The organism is Quadrisphaera sp. RL12-1S (genome assembly GCF_014270065.1).
Taxonomy (GTDB): Bacteria; Actinomycetota; Actinomycetes; order Actinomycetales; family Quadrisphaeraceae; genus Quadrisphaera.
This window is the reverse complement of the sequence record NZ_JACNME010000004.1, coordinates 148015-163793: the sequence shown is the minus strand read 5'-3', so window position 1 is coordinate 163793 and position 15779 is coordinate 148015. Positions and strand designations below refer to the sequence as shown.

The window sequence follows — 15779 nt, the reverse complement described above, 5'->3', positions numbered from 1 at the left end:
CTCAGCGTGTTCGCGGTGCTGTGTGGTGCGGCGTGCTACTTGGCCAGGTTGGCGCCGATCGCCTCGTAGGCCTTGCCGGTGATGACCTTCTCGCCACCGAAGGCGACCAAGCGCTCAGCGGCGGTCTTGGCCACCGCCTCGGTGGTCACCGCCGGGACGCTGTCCGCCCCGGTGGGGGTCAGCAGCAGCGGACCACCCAGAGCGGCCATAGCCGCCGATCCGGAGAGTGCGTCGGGCCACGAAGAGCCGCCCGCCATGCCGACGGAGGTCACCTTGATGCCGTTCTTGTCCGCAGCGGCCTTGAGCTCAGCAGCCAGCTTGGCGGACGTGTCGAACCGGTCGGCCCCCACGATGGCGCGCTCGACGGCACCGGGCAGCCCCGCCGTCGCAGCAGCGTTCTTGGCGGGACCACCGATGGCGATGGCGCGGTCACCCTTGGGGTCGTGGAGCTTCAGGTAGGTCGCCGTAGCCTCGGGCATCTTGTCCCCGTCGGTCAGCAGCACCACACCCCCGGTGGACTGGGCGTAGGCACCCACCGAGACTCCGTCGGCGAAGTCACGAGCCGTGACCAGGTAGATCGGCCCGACGTCACCAGAACGCTTCACCGTGGCATCCGCGATGGCCGCAGCGGTCTCATAACGATCGTCACCAGCGACTCGGACGACGGTGTCGCCGTCGATGAGGGCATTGATGGAGTTCTCCACGTCCTCGGAGACCGCGTTCTTGCCGCCGAGCAGATAGATGGTGCCCCCCTTGGCGACCAGGCGCTTGAGCTGGTCAGCGGTGGACTCACTCAGGGTGCGCCCGTCAGTGAGCAGTAGCGGGCCACCAACCTGGCCAGCCAGGCGGGCACCAGCCAGGGAGTCGGCGTAGAAGCCGGCGGTGGTGACCACGACGTCGTAGGAGGTCCCGGCCGCGGGGGTGGGGAAGACCTTCTCGGCGGTGGCCGAGGAGGTCGCGACCCGGTCATTGCCGGCAAGGCGCTGCGGGCCGGCGGGCAGGGTCGCAGCAGCCGAAGCGGCCACGGAGACGCTGACCGTGGTCGAAGCTGCCGCACCGGTGGTGGAGGCGGCAGCGTCGACCTTGACCGAGCAGACCCCGGCCTTCAGGGCGGTGACAACCCCGGCGGCATCGACCGAGCAGATGGAGGGGGTGGCGCTGGTGTAGGTGAGCTTGCCAGCGGCCGAGGCGGTGGCGTTGATGGCCACGGTGCGGGTGTTCAGGGGCAGGGTCTTCGGAGCGGCGGTGATGATGGTCTGCACTCCCAGACCCGCACCGCCACCGAAGGACCCACCACCACCACCACCACCACTGGGGGCAGCGCTGACGTTGAGGGTGATGGTCTGCTCGTCGTACCCGGACGCATTAGTGGCCCGCACCGTGAAGGTCGGCTGTGCGCCAAGGGTGGAGGGAACGGGCCCAGAAAGAACACCGGTGGAGGAGTTCAGCGTCAGCCAGCTGGGGAGGTTGTTCGACGGCACCGACCACGTCGAGGCGTTCCCGGAGGCCGCAAGCGTGGCACTGAAGGCAGAACCAGCGGTGGCAGCGGTCGGCGCCGCAGAGGTGATGGTCGGCAGAGTGCTGTAGGGAAGGGTGATCCGGTCGATCCGGGAACCCACTCCCTCGCTCAACAGCAGATGCCCGGAGTTGTCGATCGAAAGACCGCGGACTCCTTCCAATGAACTGCTCGAGGCTAGTCCTGGAGTAGACGTCCCTGCAGCATTGGTAGGAGACCCGGCGATACGGGTCAGCATTCCGGTAGTAGAGACTCGAAGGATCTGACTAGAACCGTTGTTCCTGTCACTGACATAAACGTTGCCCTGGGCATCTACCGTGATGGCCGCCGGATCGAATAAGGGACTGGAGACGGCCGGTCCAGGTACAGCGGTAGCCTGAGTACCGTTACCGGCGATGATGGACAGCTGCCCTGTGCTGAGAACGATCTTTGCCACTCGGTCAGATCCGTACTCGGTGAAGTACAGGTTGTCGTTCGCATCGACCACCACATCGCCTGGCGATGCGGTCCGAGACGCGGCGACCGGGCCCGGAACGAGCACACCAGCTGTGCCGTCACCGAGGAGGTTGGTGAGCTGCCCAGAGGTGTCAATCTTGACGATACGGTGACCGCTCGTGTCTGAGACGTAGGCGTTTCCGGCACTGTCGAAAGCCATCTTCGTCGGGAACCGCAGACTGGTCGCCGTGGCGAGTCCAGTTGGCGCAGTGCCAGTCGCCGGAACATTGCCATCACCCGCGAAGACACTGAGCTGACCAGAGGCGTCGATCTTGTAGACGCGCTTGGCGTTGATTGAAACCACGAAAAGGTCGCTGCCCTTCCGGGCCAGCCCGGAAGGATTGGCGATAGGTTGACCGGCGGCCGCACCAGGCGAGGGGTCCGTGTTGGCTCCGGTGCCGATGACGGTGGTGACATTCCCTGTTGATGCGTCGATTCTTCCGACGCGGTTCCCGGCAGATTCGCCGAAGTAAATATTCCCAGCCGAATCACTGACGATAGCACCAGGGTAGACAAGGTCAACCGAGCTGGCGGCTCCCGTCATCGGGGTGCCGCCGACCGTTCCACGGGTCCCACTGCCCGCGATGTACGAGAGCACCGGGTCATACGCGGGAGTCGGCGTGGCGCTCGCCATGCTGGCGGCGAGGCAAGGCAGCACTGTGGCCGCAACGAGGCTGATGCCAAGGCTCCGCGTCGCGCGCCTGCGACGCGACGGGCGGACGAGAGGGGCGGGGGACGCCAGCGTGTTGCGGCGCTCAGTCAGGGGAGACATGCCGCCATGGTGGCGCGACGATGATCAAAAGTGGTGCATTGACCACGGCGTGTTGACCTTGTGGCTGAGTCGGTCCTTGAACTACATGCGCTGAACGGGTCACCATGGGCGTGCGGCCTCAAGGGCTCGACGTTGGGCCCCGAGGGACCTTGTTGGTTGAGCCCACTCGGCGGCGCCGTTGCCGGGAGCTTTTGCGCATGCATCTCGGGGTCGCTGGCGTAGCCGCGAGCCTGGCGAGAGTCATGGCCCGTGAAGTGGTGTAGATCCCGGAGCCGCTGCCGGTGATCGACGCGGTCGTCCACGTTGACGACGGCGCAGCGATCAAGTTGAGCGGTCACCGCGCGATGTCAGTGAGACCTGCCTAGGGAACGCACCGAAGGACACCACGCGATGACCGATGACCACTCTGCCCTGCTGACCCTGCTCGCCGAGCTGCACGACACGGCAGAGTCCGACCGGATCCGCCGCATCACCAAAGACGCCCTGCAGAAGCTCATCGACGCCGAAGCCGGCGCGGTGATCGGCGCCGGACGCTACGAGCGCACCGAAGAGCGCCTGGCCCACCGCAACGGCACCCGCCCCAAGACCTTCTCCACCACCGCCGGGGACCCGCAGCTGCGCATCCCCAAGCTGCGCACCGGCTCCTTCTACCCGAGCCTGCTCGAGCGGCGCCGTCGCATCGACGTGGCCCTGTTCGCGGTGGTCGCCGAGGCCTACGTCCACGGGGTCTCCACCCGCAAGGTCGACGATCTGGTGGCTGCCTTGGGTGTTGCCAGCGGGATCTCGAAGTCGGAGGTGTCCCGGATCTGCGCCGATCTGGACGTGGAAGTCGCGGCGTTCCGCGACCGGCCACTGGGTGAGCACGTCTACCCGTACGTGTTCTTGGACGCCACCTACTGCAAGGCCCGCGTCGTCAGTCGCGCGGTGGTCATCGCCACCGGAGTCACCGCCGAAGGTCACCGCGAGGTCCTCGGCGCCGACGTCGGTGACTCCGAGGAGGAGGCGTTCTGGAAGGCGTTCCTGACGTCCCTGAAGCGACGTGGGCTGTCCGGGGTGCAGCTGGTCATCAGTGACGCCCACGAGGGCTTGAAGAAGGCCCTCGCCAAGGCCATGTTGGGGCGTCCTGGCAGCGGTGTCGGGTGCACTTTGCGAGGAACCTGCTGGCCCATGTGGCCAAGGCTGACGGTGAGGTCGTCACCGCCGCCTACCGCACGGTGTTCGCCCAGCCGAGCGCGGCCGGTGTCGCCGCGCAGTGGGACTCCGTCGCGGCCACGTTCCAGGGCACGCACCCGAAGGTCGCCGCGGTGATGGACACCGCCCGTGAGGACGTGCTGGCGTTCATCGGCTTCCCGCCCAGCCACTGGAAGAAGATCTGGTCGACCAACCCGCTAGAGCGGCTGAACAAGGAGGTCAAGCGCCGCACCGACGTGGTGGGGGTCTTCCCCCACGACGCCGCCTTGCTGCGCCTGACCAGCTGTGTGCTGATCGAGGCCCACGATGAGTGGGCCGCCGGGGAGCGGCGCTACCTGTCCGAGGCCTCGATGGCCGCGCTGAACGGCACCAACGTCACGACCCTGCCGGCCATCGCCGGAGCTGTCACGGTCGGCGGCACCGGCGTCGACACCGGAGCCGCGATGACGGCATGATCCCCACCAGCTGACCCCGCACGGTGAGAACGATCTACATCACTGCAGGGGACGTGACCCTGGCGAGGCACGCTCCCACTCGACCGAACGGGTCGAGTTGCACCTGTGCGTAATGATCAAATGGCTGATGGTGCCGCACGGACGTTGGCCTGGCCGCACGGGTTTGCCGAAGGTGTGCGTGCTGCTCACCCGGTGGCACTTCGGGATACCAACGTGATGTGGAGCCTGCGTGGCACTGTCCCCGCCTTTGACCCGTTCCCGACGACGGGCGCTCGCACGAGTCACGGGAACCTCGGAGAACCACCCGCAGGCCTCGGCGGCGACGATTCCCGTCCTGGCGACAGCAGTCCTGCTGGTCCTGCCCTCGGTGGTGCTGCCTCAGCTGACCACGTGGTCGTTGCTAGCGGCCATCACGGGGCAAGCCCTGCTTTTCGTCGTCCACGTCGAGCTGCTGCAGGAACGCATCACCCGCCAGCTGCCGGGGTGGTGGGCTGAGGGTGCAGCGGGAGTCCTCGCAGCATCGGCTCTCCTGGTCACGTTCTTCGGGCAGTGGCTGCAGTCGTCTACAGCGATGGGTGCACTGCAGAGCGCGCTGCTGCTGACGCTCCTGGCCTGCGGTTCGGCGAGCACGCACTTCGCCCTACTGCTGGTGGGTGTGTGCGGCCGACGCGCGGACCGTCGACCGCTGACGCTCTTGGCGGTGGATGCACCGCTGTTCGCGGCGCATCTGCTCGCGCTGGGCCGTGTCACGACCGGGCAGGACTGGCTGCCGCCTGTAGAGGTCGTGCTGTGGGCGGGTTCAGCCGTCAGCTGCGCGGCGGTCTGCTGCCTGCGTCCGCGCGTTCAGCCCCCGCAGGTCGACCTGGGACGCTGGAAGGATGCACTGAGCACGGTTCCGTCTGTCGCCATGGTCATGGCGGTTCCCGTGCTGGGGTGGTTCATCGATGTTCCTCGCGAGGCAGCAGTACTCGCCTTTCTCGCCGGCCTGGCGCTCGTCACCAAGGTGGCACTCCTCGTCCGAGAGCTCATCGCGCTGCAGGACTCCCACGAGGCGGCCTTGACCGACGACCTGACGGGCCTGCCGAACCGCCGGGCGGCCATAGCGCACCTGAGCACGTTGGTCGAGGGAGGCAACCGCGGCGTCGCCATCGTGCTGCTCGACCTGGACCGCTTCAAGAGCGTTAACGACGCGCTGGGGCACTCAGCCGGTGACGAGTACCTGCGGCAGACCGCCAACAGCCTCAAGGGGGCCGCGCCGAAGGGGGCGCTGCTCGCCCGCGTTGAGGGCGACGCCTTCGCCATCGTGACAGCGCGTCTCCCTCTCGAGCGGGTCTTGCGCGCCGTTGCGACGACGCGTGAATCCGTAGCGGTGCTGACTGACTCCGAAGGACGCCACTTCACCATGTCTGCCAGTGCTGGAGTGGCGCTCGCCAACTACGACAACCCCGGAGGGGATACGGAGCACGTCACCGCTATCGACGGACCTGCTGAAGCGATGGATCTCCTCAGGCGAGCCGAGTCCGCGCTCCACGCCGCCAAGTCGGAGCGGTCGGGCGTTGTTCTCCACCACGACGGACTGGACGCCGAGGAGCGCCAGCAGCTGGAGCGTATAGAGGACTGGCGGCGCGCGCTGACAGAGGGCGAGCTTGAGATGCACTTCCAACCCCAGGTCGACATCGCTTCGGGTCGCACCTGTGGAATGGAGGCGCTCGTGCGCTGGCGTCACCCCCGCCGCGGCCTGCTCTACCCCGACGCTTTCGTCGCATGGGCAGAGAAGTCTGGCCTGTCCAGCGGTATGACGCGCGTGGTGCTGCAGCAGTCCGTGCGCGAAGCAGCTCGGTGGCATGCACGGGGTCATGCCGTGCCGGTCTCGGTCAACCTCACTGCGCGAGACCTTGTAGCGGACCTGGTCGAAGAGGTGGCGCAGCTCCTGGTCGGGCACGGGCTGCCCGCGCACCTTCTCGTCCTTGAAGTCACCGAGACGAGTCTGGTGGAGGACCTTCGCGGAGCAGCCGCGGTGGTGCGAGAACTGCGCCAGGTCGGTGTCCACGTCAGCATTGATGACTTTGGAACTGGTTTCTCCTCGCTGGCACTCTTGCTTAACGTGCCGTTCTCCGAGGTGAAGATCGACCGGTCTTTTGTCGCGCGGCTCGCCTCTGGCGACGTCGCCGGGACGCTCGTCGTGCGAAGCACCATCGAGCTCGCGCACGAGCTGGGAATGCGCGTGGTGGCCGAGGGGGTCGAGGACACCGCGACCCTTGCGCTGCTCGCCGATCTCAAGTGCGACATCAGCCAGGGCTACCACCACGGTCGACCCGCTCCCGCCACTGAACTGCAACCATTCTTGGTGGGCGCCTCAGGAAGTGACGGGTCACTGCCATCTCCGAGCTCTCCTGTAGCGCGGCATCCTCTTCCCGCTCAGCACTGCCACCACGACTGATCCTCGTCGCGATCGCCCGGCTCACGTCCCCTGGAGCGGTGTAGTTCATTTTCACCGTGCGGGGTCAGCTGGTGGGGATCATGCCGTCATGGCAGCTCCGGTGTCGATGCTGATGTCGATGCTGATGTCGCCAGTGGTGAGGCTTGCCCGCAGCTCGGTGATGTTGGTGCCGTTCAGCGCGGCCATGGACGCCTCGAACAGGTAGCGGCCATCCCCGGCGGCCCACTCGTCGTGGCCTCGATATGCACACAGCTGGCCTTCGGGCGGGTCATCACCGGCGTCGCTGCCCAGCTGCGCGAGGTCCGCGACGAACGCGCGGCGCTGGTCGTCGAGCTCGAGGCGCGCCTGGAGGCCCACCCTCTTTCCGAGGTCCTGACCTCGATGCCCGGCGTTGGGGTCAGAACCGCCATCAAGATCCTCACCATCGTCGTGGACGGCAGCTCCTTCGCCAGCGCTGCGCCCCCGGCCTCCCACGCCGGGCTGGCGCCGGTGACCCGCCGGTCAGGCTCGTCGATCAAGGGTGAGAGCCACTCCCAGCGCGGGCACCACGCGTTGAAGTCAGCGCTGTTCCTATGCGCGTTCGCGGCCATTGTCAGACCCCGCCAGCCGGGCCTACTACGACCGCAAGCGCGCTGAGGGACGTCGCCACAACGCCGCTCTGATCTGCCTGGCCCGCCGCCACATCGACGTCATGTTCGCGATGCTGCGCGACCACCAGCCCTATCGGCCGAGGACGAGTCCGACGACATCGCAGGTGGCCCTGGCGGCTTGACGCCGCCATAGGGACCCCCCGGCGAGCAGCTCGGCTGCTCCCACCAGGTCAACACACAACGCCTCTTGAGGATCTGCCTGGCTTCCGCACCCCAAGCCGCAGACGATGGCGCCGTGAAGCTGCCCGTCATGCCACCGGTCTCCCCCATGCTGGCCAAGGCCACCACCATGGAGAAGGTCGTTGAGCTGCTCGAACGCGGCGACGTAAGAGTTGACCCGAAGTGGGACGGGTTCCGCTGCATCGTGTTCAAGGACGGCGACGAGGTCGAGCTCGGCAGCCGCGGCTCCAAGCCCCTCACCCGGTACTTCCCGGAGCTGGTCGAGCACCTGCGCGCCCAGCTGCCCGACCGGTGCGTGGTGGACGGCGAGGTGGTGGTCCGCCGCGGCGAGCCCGGCGCCGAGCGCCTTGACTGGGAGGCCCTCGCCCAGCGCATCCACCCGGCCGCGAGCCGCATCAAGACCCTGTCCGAGGCCACGCCCGCCTCGTTCGTGGCGTTCGACCTCCTGGCCGTCGGCGACGACGACCTCACCGCCCGCCCCTTCTCCGACCGGCGCGCCGCGCTCGAGCAGGCCCTCGGCACGGTCACCGCGCCCGTCCACCTCACCCGCACCACCACCGACGCCGCCCTCGCGCAGGAGTGGCTGCAGACCTTCGAGGGCGCCGGGCTGGACGGCGTGGTGGCCAAGCCGCTCGCCGCCCCCTACTCCCCCGGCAAGCGCGTCATGCTCAAGGTGAAGCACGCGCGGACGGCGGACGTCGTCGTCGTCGGCTACCGGGTGCACAAGTCCGGCACCGGCGTGGGCTCCCTGCTGCTGGGCCTGCACGACGACGACGGCCAGCTGCGCCAGGTGGGCGGGGCCAGCGCGTTCACCGACAAGGTGCGCCTGGAGCTCGAGCAGGAGCTGCAGCCGCTGGTGCTGCGCGACGCCGACGGCGCCCCGCGCCGGCAGGCCGGGGAGAAGAACCGCTTCGCCGCCGCCGACAAGGACGCCAGCTGGATCCCGCTGCAGCCCGACCTGGTCGCCGAGGTGAGGTACGACCAGCTGGAGGGCGACAGGTTCCGCCACACCGTGCAGCTGGCGCGCTGGCGCCCGGACCGGGACCCGGCCTCCTGTCGGTTCGACCAGCTCGACGTACCGGCCGACTACGACCTCGCGGAGGTCCTGACGGGCGGATAGCGTCCGGGGCGTGCCAGAGATCGGGTCCCCCGTCGTCGTCGTCCTCACCGAGCAGCCGGTGGAGGGCCCTGACGCGGAGCGGGTCCTCGCGCTGCACGAGGGCGAGCAGCTGGTCTACCGGGTGCTCGTGCCGGCGGACACGAAGCGGTCCGTGCTCACCGAGGTGGTGGACGCCCTCAGCCTGGCGCACTGGCGCGAGGCCGCCGCGGCGCTGCGCGAGGGCAGCCACCGCGACGGGCAGCTGGCGCGCACGGAGGCCGCCACCGTGCTGGCGACCACGCTCGCGGCGCTGCGGGCGCTGGGCCGCGACGCCGACGGCGTCATCACCGACGACGACCCGGTGCCCGCCCTGGAGGCCGCCGTGCAGCAGCACGGGGCGCGCGAGGTGGTGGTGGTCACGCGGCCGCACGCCGTCGAGGAGACGTTCCACCGCGACTGGGCCAGCCGCGCCCGCGAGGTGCTCGGCGTGCCGGTGCTGCACACGTACGCGGGCACCGGCCAGGTCGGCTGACCCGGTCCGCACGGGAACGCGTCGTCCGCGACGGGTGTTGGACGGGACATGACCACGCAGAGCACCGGCAAGTACCCCGTCACGAAGTCCGACACCGAGTGGCGCCAGCAGCTCTCCCCCGCCGAGTACCGCGTGCTGCGCGAGGCCGGCACGGAGCGCGCGTGGGTCGGTGAGTACACCGACACCGAGACCGAGGGCGTCTACCGCTGCAAGGCGTGCAGCGCGGAGCTGTTCCGCTCCACCACCAAGTTCCACTCCAACTGCGGGTGGCCGTCGTTCTACGCGCCCTCGGAGTCCGACGCGGTGGAGCTCATCACCGACAGGTCGCTCGGCATGGTCCGCACCGAGGTGCGCTGCGCCTCCTGCGGCTCCCACCTCGGCCACGTCTTCGAGGGCGAGGGCTTCGACACCCCCACCGACCAGCGCTACTGCATCAACTCCATCAGCCTCGACCTCGAGGCCGGCGCGCAGGGCTGACCCGCCGCAGCAGGGCCCGGCCGGCCAGGCCCGCCGCCAGCACCGCCAGCCCGGCGGCCACGGCGGCGGGCGGCAGCGCCACCACCAGCCCGAGGCAGCCGAGCAGCCCGAGCGCGGCAACCGGTCGCTCCCACGCGCGCCGGCCCGGGTCACGGCTGGCGCGCGCCCACGCCGCGAGGTTGGCCACGGCGTAGTAGACGAGCACCCCGGTGGAGCTGGCGGCGATGGCGCCGCGCAGGTCGGTGGTGAGCACCAGCACGACGACGACGGCGCCGACCACCAGCTGCGCCACCGCCGGCGCGCCGGTGCGCGGGCTGATGGCGGCCAGCGGCGCCGGCAGCTCGCGGTCGCGCGCCATGGCGAGCGCCGTGCGGCCGACTCCGGTCATGACGGTGAGCAGGGACCCGAGCGCCGCGAGAGCCGCCCCGGCGGTCACGAGCACCGCGAGCTGCGGCGCGGGCCCGGCGGCCACGGCGTCGCGCAGCGGGAGAGCGCTGGACGCGGTCGTCGTCGTCCCGAGCGCCCCGAGGACCACCACGACGACGGCGGCGTAGACCACGAGCACCACGGCCAGCGCGGTCGCCACGGCCCGGCCGATGGTCCGCTCCGGGTCGCGGACCTCCTCGCCGAGCGTGGCGATGCGCGCGTACCCGGCGAAGGCGAAGAACAGCAGGCCCGCCGCCTGCAGCACGCCCCGCGGGGTGACCGGTCCACCGCTGGTGAGGGCGGCGAGGTCGAGCCCGCCCCCGGACGCCGCCACGAGGGTGATGACCAGCACCGCGAGGACGACGACGACGAGCACCGCCGTCACGCGCGCCGTGCGCTGCACGCCCGCGCACGTGAGGGCGGTGAACAGGGCCACCGCGACGGCAGCGGGCACGCCAGGGTGCTGCGGCCAGACCGCGGCGCCGGCCACCAGGGCGATGGCGGCGCAGCTGGCGGTCTTGCCGACGACGAACGCCCACCCGGCCGCGAAGCCCCACCACTGCCCCAGCTCGCGGCGGCCGTAGGCGTAGGCACCGCCGGCGAGGGGGTGCAGGCCGGCCAGGCGCGCGGTGGAGGTGGCGTTGCCGGTGGCGACGAGGGCCGCGAGCGCGAGGGCGGCGAGCAGGCCAGGCGCCGAGGGTCCGACGGCCGCGGCGGCGGGGCCGACGGCGCCGAAGACGCCCGCGCCGAGCATGGCGCCCAGCCCGACCACCACCGCGTCGCGCAGGCCGAGGTCGCGCCGCAGCCCAGGAGCGCTGGCCGAGCCGGAGGTGGTGCTGGTCACCGCCCGACCCTGCCCGGGCCAGGTGAACACCTCGTGACCCGCGCCCCCTCCTCTCGACGATCACGCGCCTCCGCGCCACATCGCGGAGCGACCCGTTCCGACCGTGGACGCTGTGTCCCGGTACGAGGCCTGGTACCGGGACACAGCGTCCACGGTCGGTCCGCGGTCGGTCCACGGTCGTCGAGAGCGCGCGGGCAGACAGGGTCACCCCGGCGCCGGAGGTCGAGCCCGGGCACCAGCGTCAGCAGCGCCGCCACCAGCGCGAACCCCGCGACCGCCTCGTGCACCGACACACCGGCGAGGCTAGTGGGGCGGGTGCCGCAGGATGGGCGGGTGACCGACGCTGCTCCGAGCCGTCCGACCGTCCACCGCTCCACGTGGCGCGACCTCGACCCCGCGCTCGCCTACGCCGTGCTGAGGCTGCGGGTGGACGTCTTCGTGGTGGAGCAGGAGTGCGCCTACCCAGAGCTGGACGGGCGCGACCTCGAGCCCGACGCCGACCACCTGTGGGTGGCCGGACCGGGCGGCACGGCGGTGGGCGCCTACCTGCGGGTGCTGGCCGGCCGGTCCGGTGAGCACGCCGACCCTGAGGGCACGCGCCGGGTCGGCCGCGTGGTCACGGCGCCGAGCGAGCGCGGACACGGCCTCGCCGGGCTGCTCCTCGACGACGTGGTCGCGCGCGAGGGCGACCGGCCGCTGGTGCTCGACGCGCAGGCGCACCTGGAGGGCTGGTACGCCCGGTGGGGCTTCGAGGTCAGCGGGCCGGGCTTCCTGGAGGACGGCATCCCCCACGTGCCGATGACCCGCGCTCCCCGCTGATCACGCCGGCACCGAGGGCCCCAGCGGCGCGCGGTGGGAGGCGTCTCAGCGGTAGACGTGCTCGTCGCGGCCGAGCCGGATCAGCTGCGCCTCGCTGACGCGCACGCGTGCGGTGGAGGGCTCCACCCCGCGAACCTGCCGGGCGAGCGCTGAGGCGTCCCAGGAGCGGCGACGGCGGCGCGCAGCTCGCGCAGCAGCTCCTCGAACGGCGCGGCGGGCGAGGCGGGGAGCAGCACCCCGCCGCCGTGGACGACGGCCGGGCCCAGCTCGACGTCGAAGGGCGCGAGCGCCGCCAGGCGGGTCCGAGCGACCGCGACCACGCGCTCGACGTCGTCGTCGTCCACCTCGTCGGTGCGCTCAGCGACCATGATCACGGCCCGTCGTGTGCACAACGCCCATGATCACGGCCGGGCGGTCAGGGGAGGAGGGCGACCAGCTCGCGCAGCTCCACGCGGCGGCCGGTGAAGAAGGGCAGCTCCTCGCGGACGTGGCGGCGGGCCTCGGTGTTCCGCAGGTCGCGCATGAGGTCGACGATGCGGTGCAGCTCGTCGGCCTCGAAGGCGAGCAGCCACTCGTAGTCGCCGAGGGCGAACGCGGAGACGGTGTTGGCGCGCACGTCCGGGTAGGGGCGGGCGGCCAGGCCGTGGTCGCGCAGCATGGTGCGGCGCTGGTCCTCGGGGAGCAGGTACCACTCGTAGGAGCGCACGAACGGGTAGAGGTTGAGGTACTTGCGGGGCGCCTCGCCGGCCATGAACGCCGGCACGTGGCCCTTGTTGAACTCGGCGGTGCGGTGCACGCCCACGCTCGACCACACCGGCCGCAGCAGGCGCCCCAGCGCCGTGCGGCGCAGCCGGCGGTAGGCCTCCTGGACCACCTCGACGTCGGAGGCGTGCCACCAGACCATGAGGTCGGCGTCGGCGCGCATGCCCGACAGGTCGTAGAAGCCGCGGACCTCCAGGTCCGGCCCGCCGTCCTCGGCGGAGCCGGCGCCCAGGGAGCGCAGCAGCGCCTCCACCTCGGAGGTGGCCGCGGTCCGGTCGGCCTCTCCGCCGAGCCCGCCGCCGGTGTGCGCCGACGGGTCGAGGGCGAAGACCGACCACATCGTGTATCGGATGGTCTGGTTGATCTCGTCGGCGACCTGCCGCGCGGTGCGCCCGTCCGGCAGCTCGGTGGCGGTGGTGGTGGCCGTGGTGACGGCGGCCTCCGGGGCGCTGGAGGCCGGTGAGTGCTGCAGCGACGTCATGGCTCCATCCTCCCCCCGGCCGGCGGCCGGCCAGCCGTGAGGTCCGCCACCACCGCGGCCGCCGCCCGGCGGGCCGCCGCGATGCAGGCAGGCACCCCGACGCCGTCGACGGCGGCGCCCGCCACGGCCAGTCCCGGCAGCGAGGCCACGTCGGCCTGGACCGCGGCGACCCGCGCGGCGTGCCCGACGTCGGGCTGGGGCAGCGCCGCCGGCCACCGGGTCACCAGGGACGCCAGCGGCTCCAGGCGGTGGCCGACGAGCCCGCTGCCGTCCTCCACCACCGCGGCCAGCAGCTCCGCGTCCGGCCGGGCCAGCACGGCGCCCTCGCCGCGGCGCCCGACGGAGAGCCGCAGCACCTCGGTGCCCTTCCCCGCGGCCTTCCCCGCCGCCTGCGCCACCCACGCCCACTTGCGGCTGGAAGCGGTCACCGCCTTGACCAGCCGCCCCTCGGACGGCGGGACGAGCAGCCCGGACAGGGGCTGGCCGTCCTCGTCGACCAGGGCGTCGAGCGAGCCGGGGGGCAGCAGCAGCGTCACGAGCGCGAGCCCCGCGTCGTCCACCTGCGCCATCGCCGCGGACGCGTCCGGGGCCTCGCCGGCCAGCAGGGCCGAGGCGGCGGGCGGCGGCACCGCGAGCACCACGCCGTCGGCGCGCTCGGCGCGGCGCAGGCCGGTCCAGCGGTCCTCGACGTCCACCTGCCAGGCGCCATCGGCCCGGCGGAGCCGCCGCACGCGCGCGGACGTGCGCACCTCGGCGCCGCGGGCGGTCAGCGCGGCGGCCACCGCCGCCGGGAGGCGGCCGACGCCGCCGCGGACGCCGGCGAACACCCCGCCACCGGCGGCGGTGCCCACCAGCCCCACCGCGCCCTGCGCGCCGCCGCCCCCGCCGCTGCCCCCGCCGCTGTCCCCGCCGCTGGCGGCCCCCGCCTGCGAGGCCCGCGCCGCGGCGCGCACCGCTTCCAGCAGGGGGGCGCCGTCGCGCGCGGCGGGCCACAGCGCGGGCAGCACCGACCGCATCGACAGCCCCGATGCGCGCCCCGCGTAGACCCCGCCCAGCAGCGGCTCCACCAGGGCGTCCACCACGGCGCTGCCGAGGCGGGCCGCGACGAAGGAGGCGACGTCGACGTCGCCGTCCTCCCCCAGCGGCCCCGTGAGCCGCTCGTCGGCGGCGCGGGCGACCTCGGCGGCGGTGAGCAGGCCGGCCATCGACGACGGGTCCGCCGGGACGCCCATGACCGTGCCGCGCGGCACCGGGTGGCGCTCCCCCCGCAGGACCACCGCGGCGCGCGTGGTGGCCGGCTGCACCAGGTCGCGGCCCAGGCCCACCTCGCGGGCCAGGTCGACGGCCTCGGGGCGGCGCGCCAGCAGCGACTCCGCCCCGACGTCCAGGACCACGCCCCCCAGCTCGGCGGTCTGCAGCGGGCCGCCGAGGCGGGCGGAGGCCTCCAGGAGGACGACGTCGACGTCCTCGGCGCCCAGGGCCCAGGCCGCGGCGAGCCCGCTGACGCCTCCCCCGACGACGACGACGCGGGGCCGCGCGCTCATCGAGCGGTGCGCTCGTGCACCCGCTCCACCACGCGCAGGAGCGCGTCCGGGTCCGTGGTGGGCGGCACGCCGTGGCCGAGGTTGAAGACGTGCCCCCCGGCGGCCGGGCTGCCGACGGCTGCGGCGGCGTCGTCCAGGACCGCGTCGACGGCGGCCTCGAGCACCGCCGGCGGGGCGCCGAGCAGGGCAGGGTCGAGGTTGCCCTGCAGCGCGCGGGGCGTGCCGTCGGCGCTGGCGCGGGCGGCGGCGTCGCGCAGGCTCACGCGGTAGTCGACGCCGACGACGTCCGCGCCGGCCTCCCCCATGGCTCCGAGCAGCTCCCCCGTCCCCACCCCGAAGTGGATGCGCGGCACGGGCAGGCCGTCGGCCCCGCGCAGCGCGCCGACCGCGGACAGCACCGACGCCGAGGCGGGCATCGCGTGCTCGCGGTAGTCGGCCAGGGACAGCGCGCCGGCCCAGGAGTCGAACAGCTGCACCACCCGGGCGCCGTTCTCCACCTGCACCTGCAGGAACGTCGCCGAGGTGCGCGCCAGCTTCTCCGCGAGCGCTCGCCACAGGCCGGGGTCGGTGTGGATGAAGGTCTTGGTGGCGGCGTGGTCCTTGCTGGGACCGCCCTCCACGAGGTAGCTGGCGAGGGTGAAGGGGGCGCCCGCGAAGCCGATGAGCGGCACCCCTCCCAGCCCGTCCAGCTCGGCGACCAGCTGGCGCACCGCCTGGGCGACGGGCTCGAGCTGGTCGGGGTGGAGCTCGGGGAGGGCGTCGACGTCGGCGGCGGTGCGGACGGGCTTCGCGACGACGGGTCCCGTGCCGGGGACGATGTCGAGGTCCACGCCGGCGGCCTTGAGCGGCAGCACGATGTCGGAGTAGAGGACGGCCCCGTCCACGCCGTAGCGGCGGACCGGCTGCAGGGTGATCTCGGTGACGAGGTCGGGCGTGGTGCAGGCCTGGAGCATGGGGATCCCCTCGCGGACCCTCTTGTACTCGGGCAGGGAGCGACCGGCCTGCCGCATGAACCACACCGGCGTGCGCGCGACCGGCTCCCGGCGGCAGGCGGCGACGAGCGGGGCGACGGGGGTGCTCACCTCCCCATCATCGC

Annotated in this window: 12 protein-coding genes and 2 pseudogenes; 7 read left to right on the top strand and 7 right to left on the bottom strand. The window is 72.1% G+C overall.

Annotated elements, in window-relative coordinates:
- Positions 1-35 precede the first annotated feature (35 nt).
- Positions 36-2783, bottom strand: a complete 2748-nt coding sequence (locus H7K62_RS09320; protein ID WP_186717676.1) for a cell wall-binding repeat-containing protein — start codon at positions 2781-2783, stop codon at positions 36-38.
- Between the two features lie 390 nt (positions 2784-3173).
- Between H7K62_RS09320 and H7K62_RS09315 the strand changes: the two are divergent.
- Together H7K62_RS09315 and H7K62_RS09310 are read left to right on the top strand one after the other, a co-directional pair.
- Positions 3174-4429 (top strand): annotated as a pseudogene (locus H7K62_RS09315) (IS256 family transposase).
- Between the two features lie 229 nt (positions 4430-4658).
- Positions 4659-6869 carry a putative bifunctional diguanylate cyclase/phosphodiesterase gene (locus tag H7K62_RS09310; RefSeq protein ID WP_186717675.1) on the top strand — a complete coding sequence of 737 codons (2211 nt, stop codon included), beginning with the start codon at positions 4659-4661 and terminating at the stop codon, positions 6867-6869.
- 78 nt (positions 6870-6947) lie between these two features.
- Here H7K62_RS09310 and H7K62_RS22335 read toward each other — a convergent pair whose 3' ends face one another.
- Positions 6948-7226, bottom strand: coding sequence for a hypothetical protein (locus H7K62_RS22335; protein WP_255480108.1), 279 nt, complete (start codon positions 7224-7226; stop codon positions 6948-6950).
- On the opposite strand from H7K62_RS22335, the pseudogene H7K62_RS09305 reads away from it, so the two are divergent.
- The 4 genes and pseudogenes from H7K62_RS09305 to msrB all read left to right on the top strand — a co-directional run.
- Positions 7161-7641: pseudogene (locus H7K62_RS09305) on the top strand (transposase); the annotation flags it as partial. The gene H7K62_RS22335 and the pseudogene H7K62_RS09305 overlap by 66 nt on opposite strands.
- 128 nt (positions 7642-7769) lie before the next feature.
- On the top strand, positions 7770-8819 hold the full coding sequence (locus H7K62_RS09300; protein ID WP_186717953.1) for an ATP-dependent DNA ligase: 1050 nt from the start codon (positions 7770-7772) through the stop codon (positions 8817-8819).
- 10 nt (positions 8820-8829) lie between these two features.
- Positions 8830-9330 carry a hypothetical protein gene (locus tag H7K62_RS09295; RefSeq protein ID WP_222437325.1) on the top strand — a complete coding sequence of 167 codons (501 nt, stop codon included), beginning with the start codon at positions 8830-8832 and terminating at the stop codon, positions 9328-9330.
- Positions 9331-9378: 48 nt separating this feature from the next.
- Complete coding sequence (gene msrB / locus H7K62_RS09290) at positions 9379-9807, top strand: peptide-methionine (R)-S-oxide reductase MsrB (protein ID WP_186717673.1); 429 nt, start codon at positions 9379-9381, stop codon at positions 9805-9807.
- Here the strand turns inward: msrB and H7K62_RS09285 are convergent.
- On the bottom strand, positions 9773-11077 hold the full coding sequence (locus tag H7K62_RS09285) for an APC family permease (protein ID WP_186717672.1): 1305 nt from the start codon (positions 11075-11077) through the stop codon (positions 9773-9775). The two genes, msrB and H7K62_RS09285, sit on opposite strands and share 35 nt — an antisense overlap.
- Before the next feature lie 333 nt (positions 11078-11410).
- Here H7K62_RS09285 and H7K62_RS09280 point away from each other — a divergent pair, with 333 nt between their 5' ends.
- Positions 11411-11896 carry a GNAT family N-acetyltransferase gene (locus H7K62_RS09280; protein WP_186717671.1) on the top strand — a complete coding sequence of 162 codons (486 nt, stop codon included), beginning with the start codon at positions 11411-11413 and terminating at the stop codon, positions 11894-11896.
- Positions 11897-11976: 80 nt separating this feature from the next.
- Here H7K62_RS09280 and H7K62_RS09275 read toward each other — a convergent pair whose 3' ends face one another.
- From H7K62_RS09275 to hemE, 4 genes are all read right to left on the bottom strand, one after another.
- The gene (locus H7K62_RS09275) at positions 11977-12264 is read right to left on the bottom strand and encodes a 2'-5' RNA ligase family protein (protein ID WP_370591713.1); all 288 of its coding nucleotides are present in this window, start codon (positions 12262-12264) and stop codon (positions 11977-11979) included.
- A 47-nt stretch (positions 12265-12311) separates the two neighbouring features.
- Positions 12312-12998 (bottom strand): hydrogen peroxide-dependent heme synthase, encoded by a 687-nt coding sequence (gene hemQ, locus H7K62_RS09270; protein WP_370591712.1) that lies wholly within the window; start codon positions 12996-12998, stop codon positions 12312-12314.
- A gap of 137 nt (positions 12999-13135) precedes the next feature.
- Entirely contained in the window at positions 13136-14683 is a 1548-nt protein-coding gene (gene hemG, locus H7K62_RS09265) for a protoporphyrinogen oxidase (protein WP_186717668.1), read from the bottom strand.
- Complete coding sequence (gene hemE / locus H7K62_RS09260) at positions 14680-15765, bottom strand: uroporphyrinogen decarboxylase (protein WP_186717667.1); 1086 nt, start codon at positions 15763-15765, stop codon at positions 14680-14682. The genes hemG and hemE overlap by 4 nt, the downstream gene beginning before the upstream one ends.
- Positions 15766-15779 lie beyond the last annotated feature (14 nt).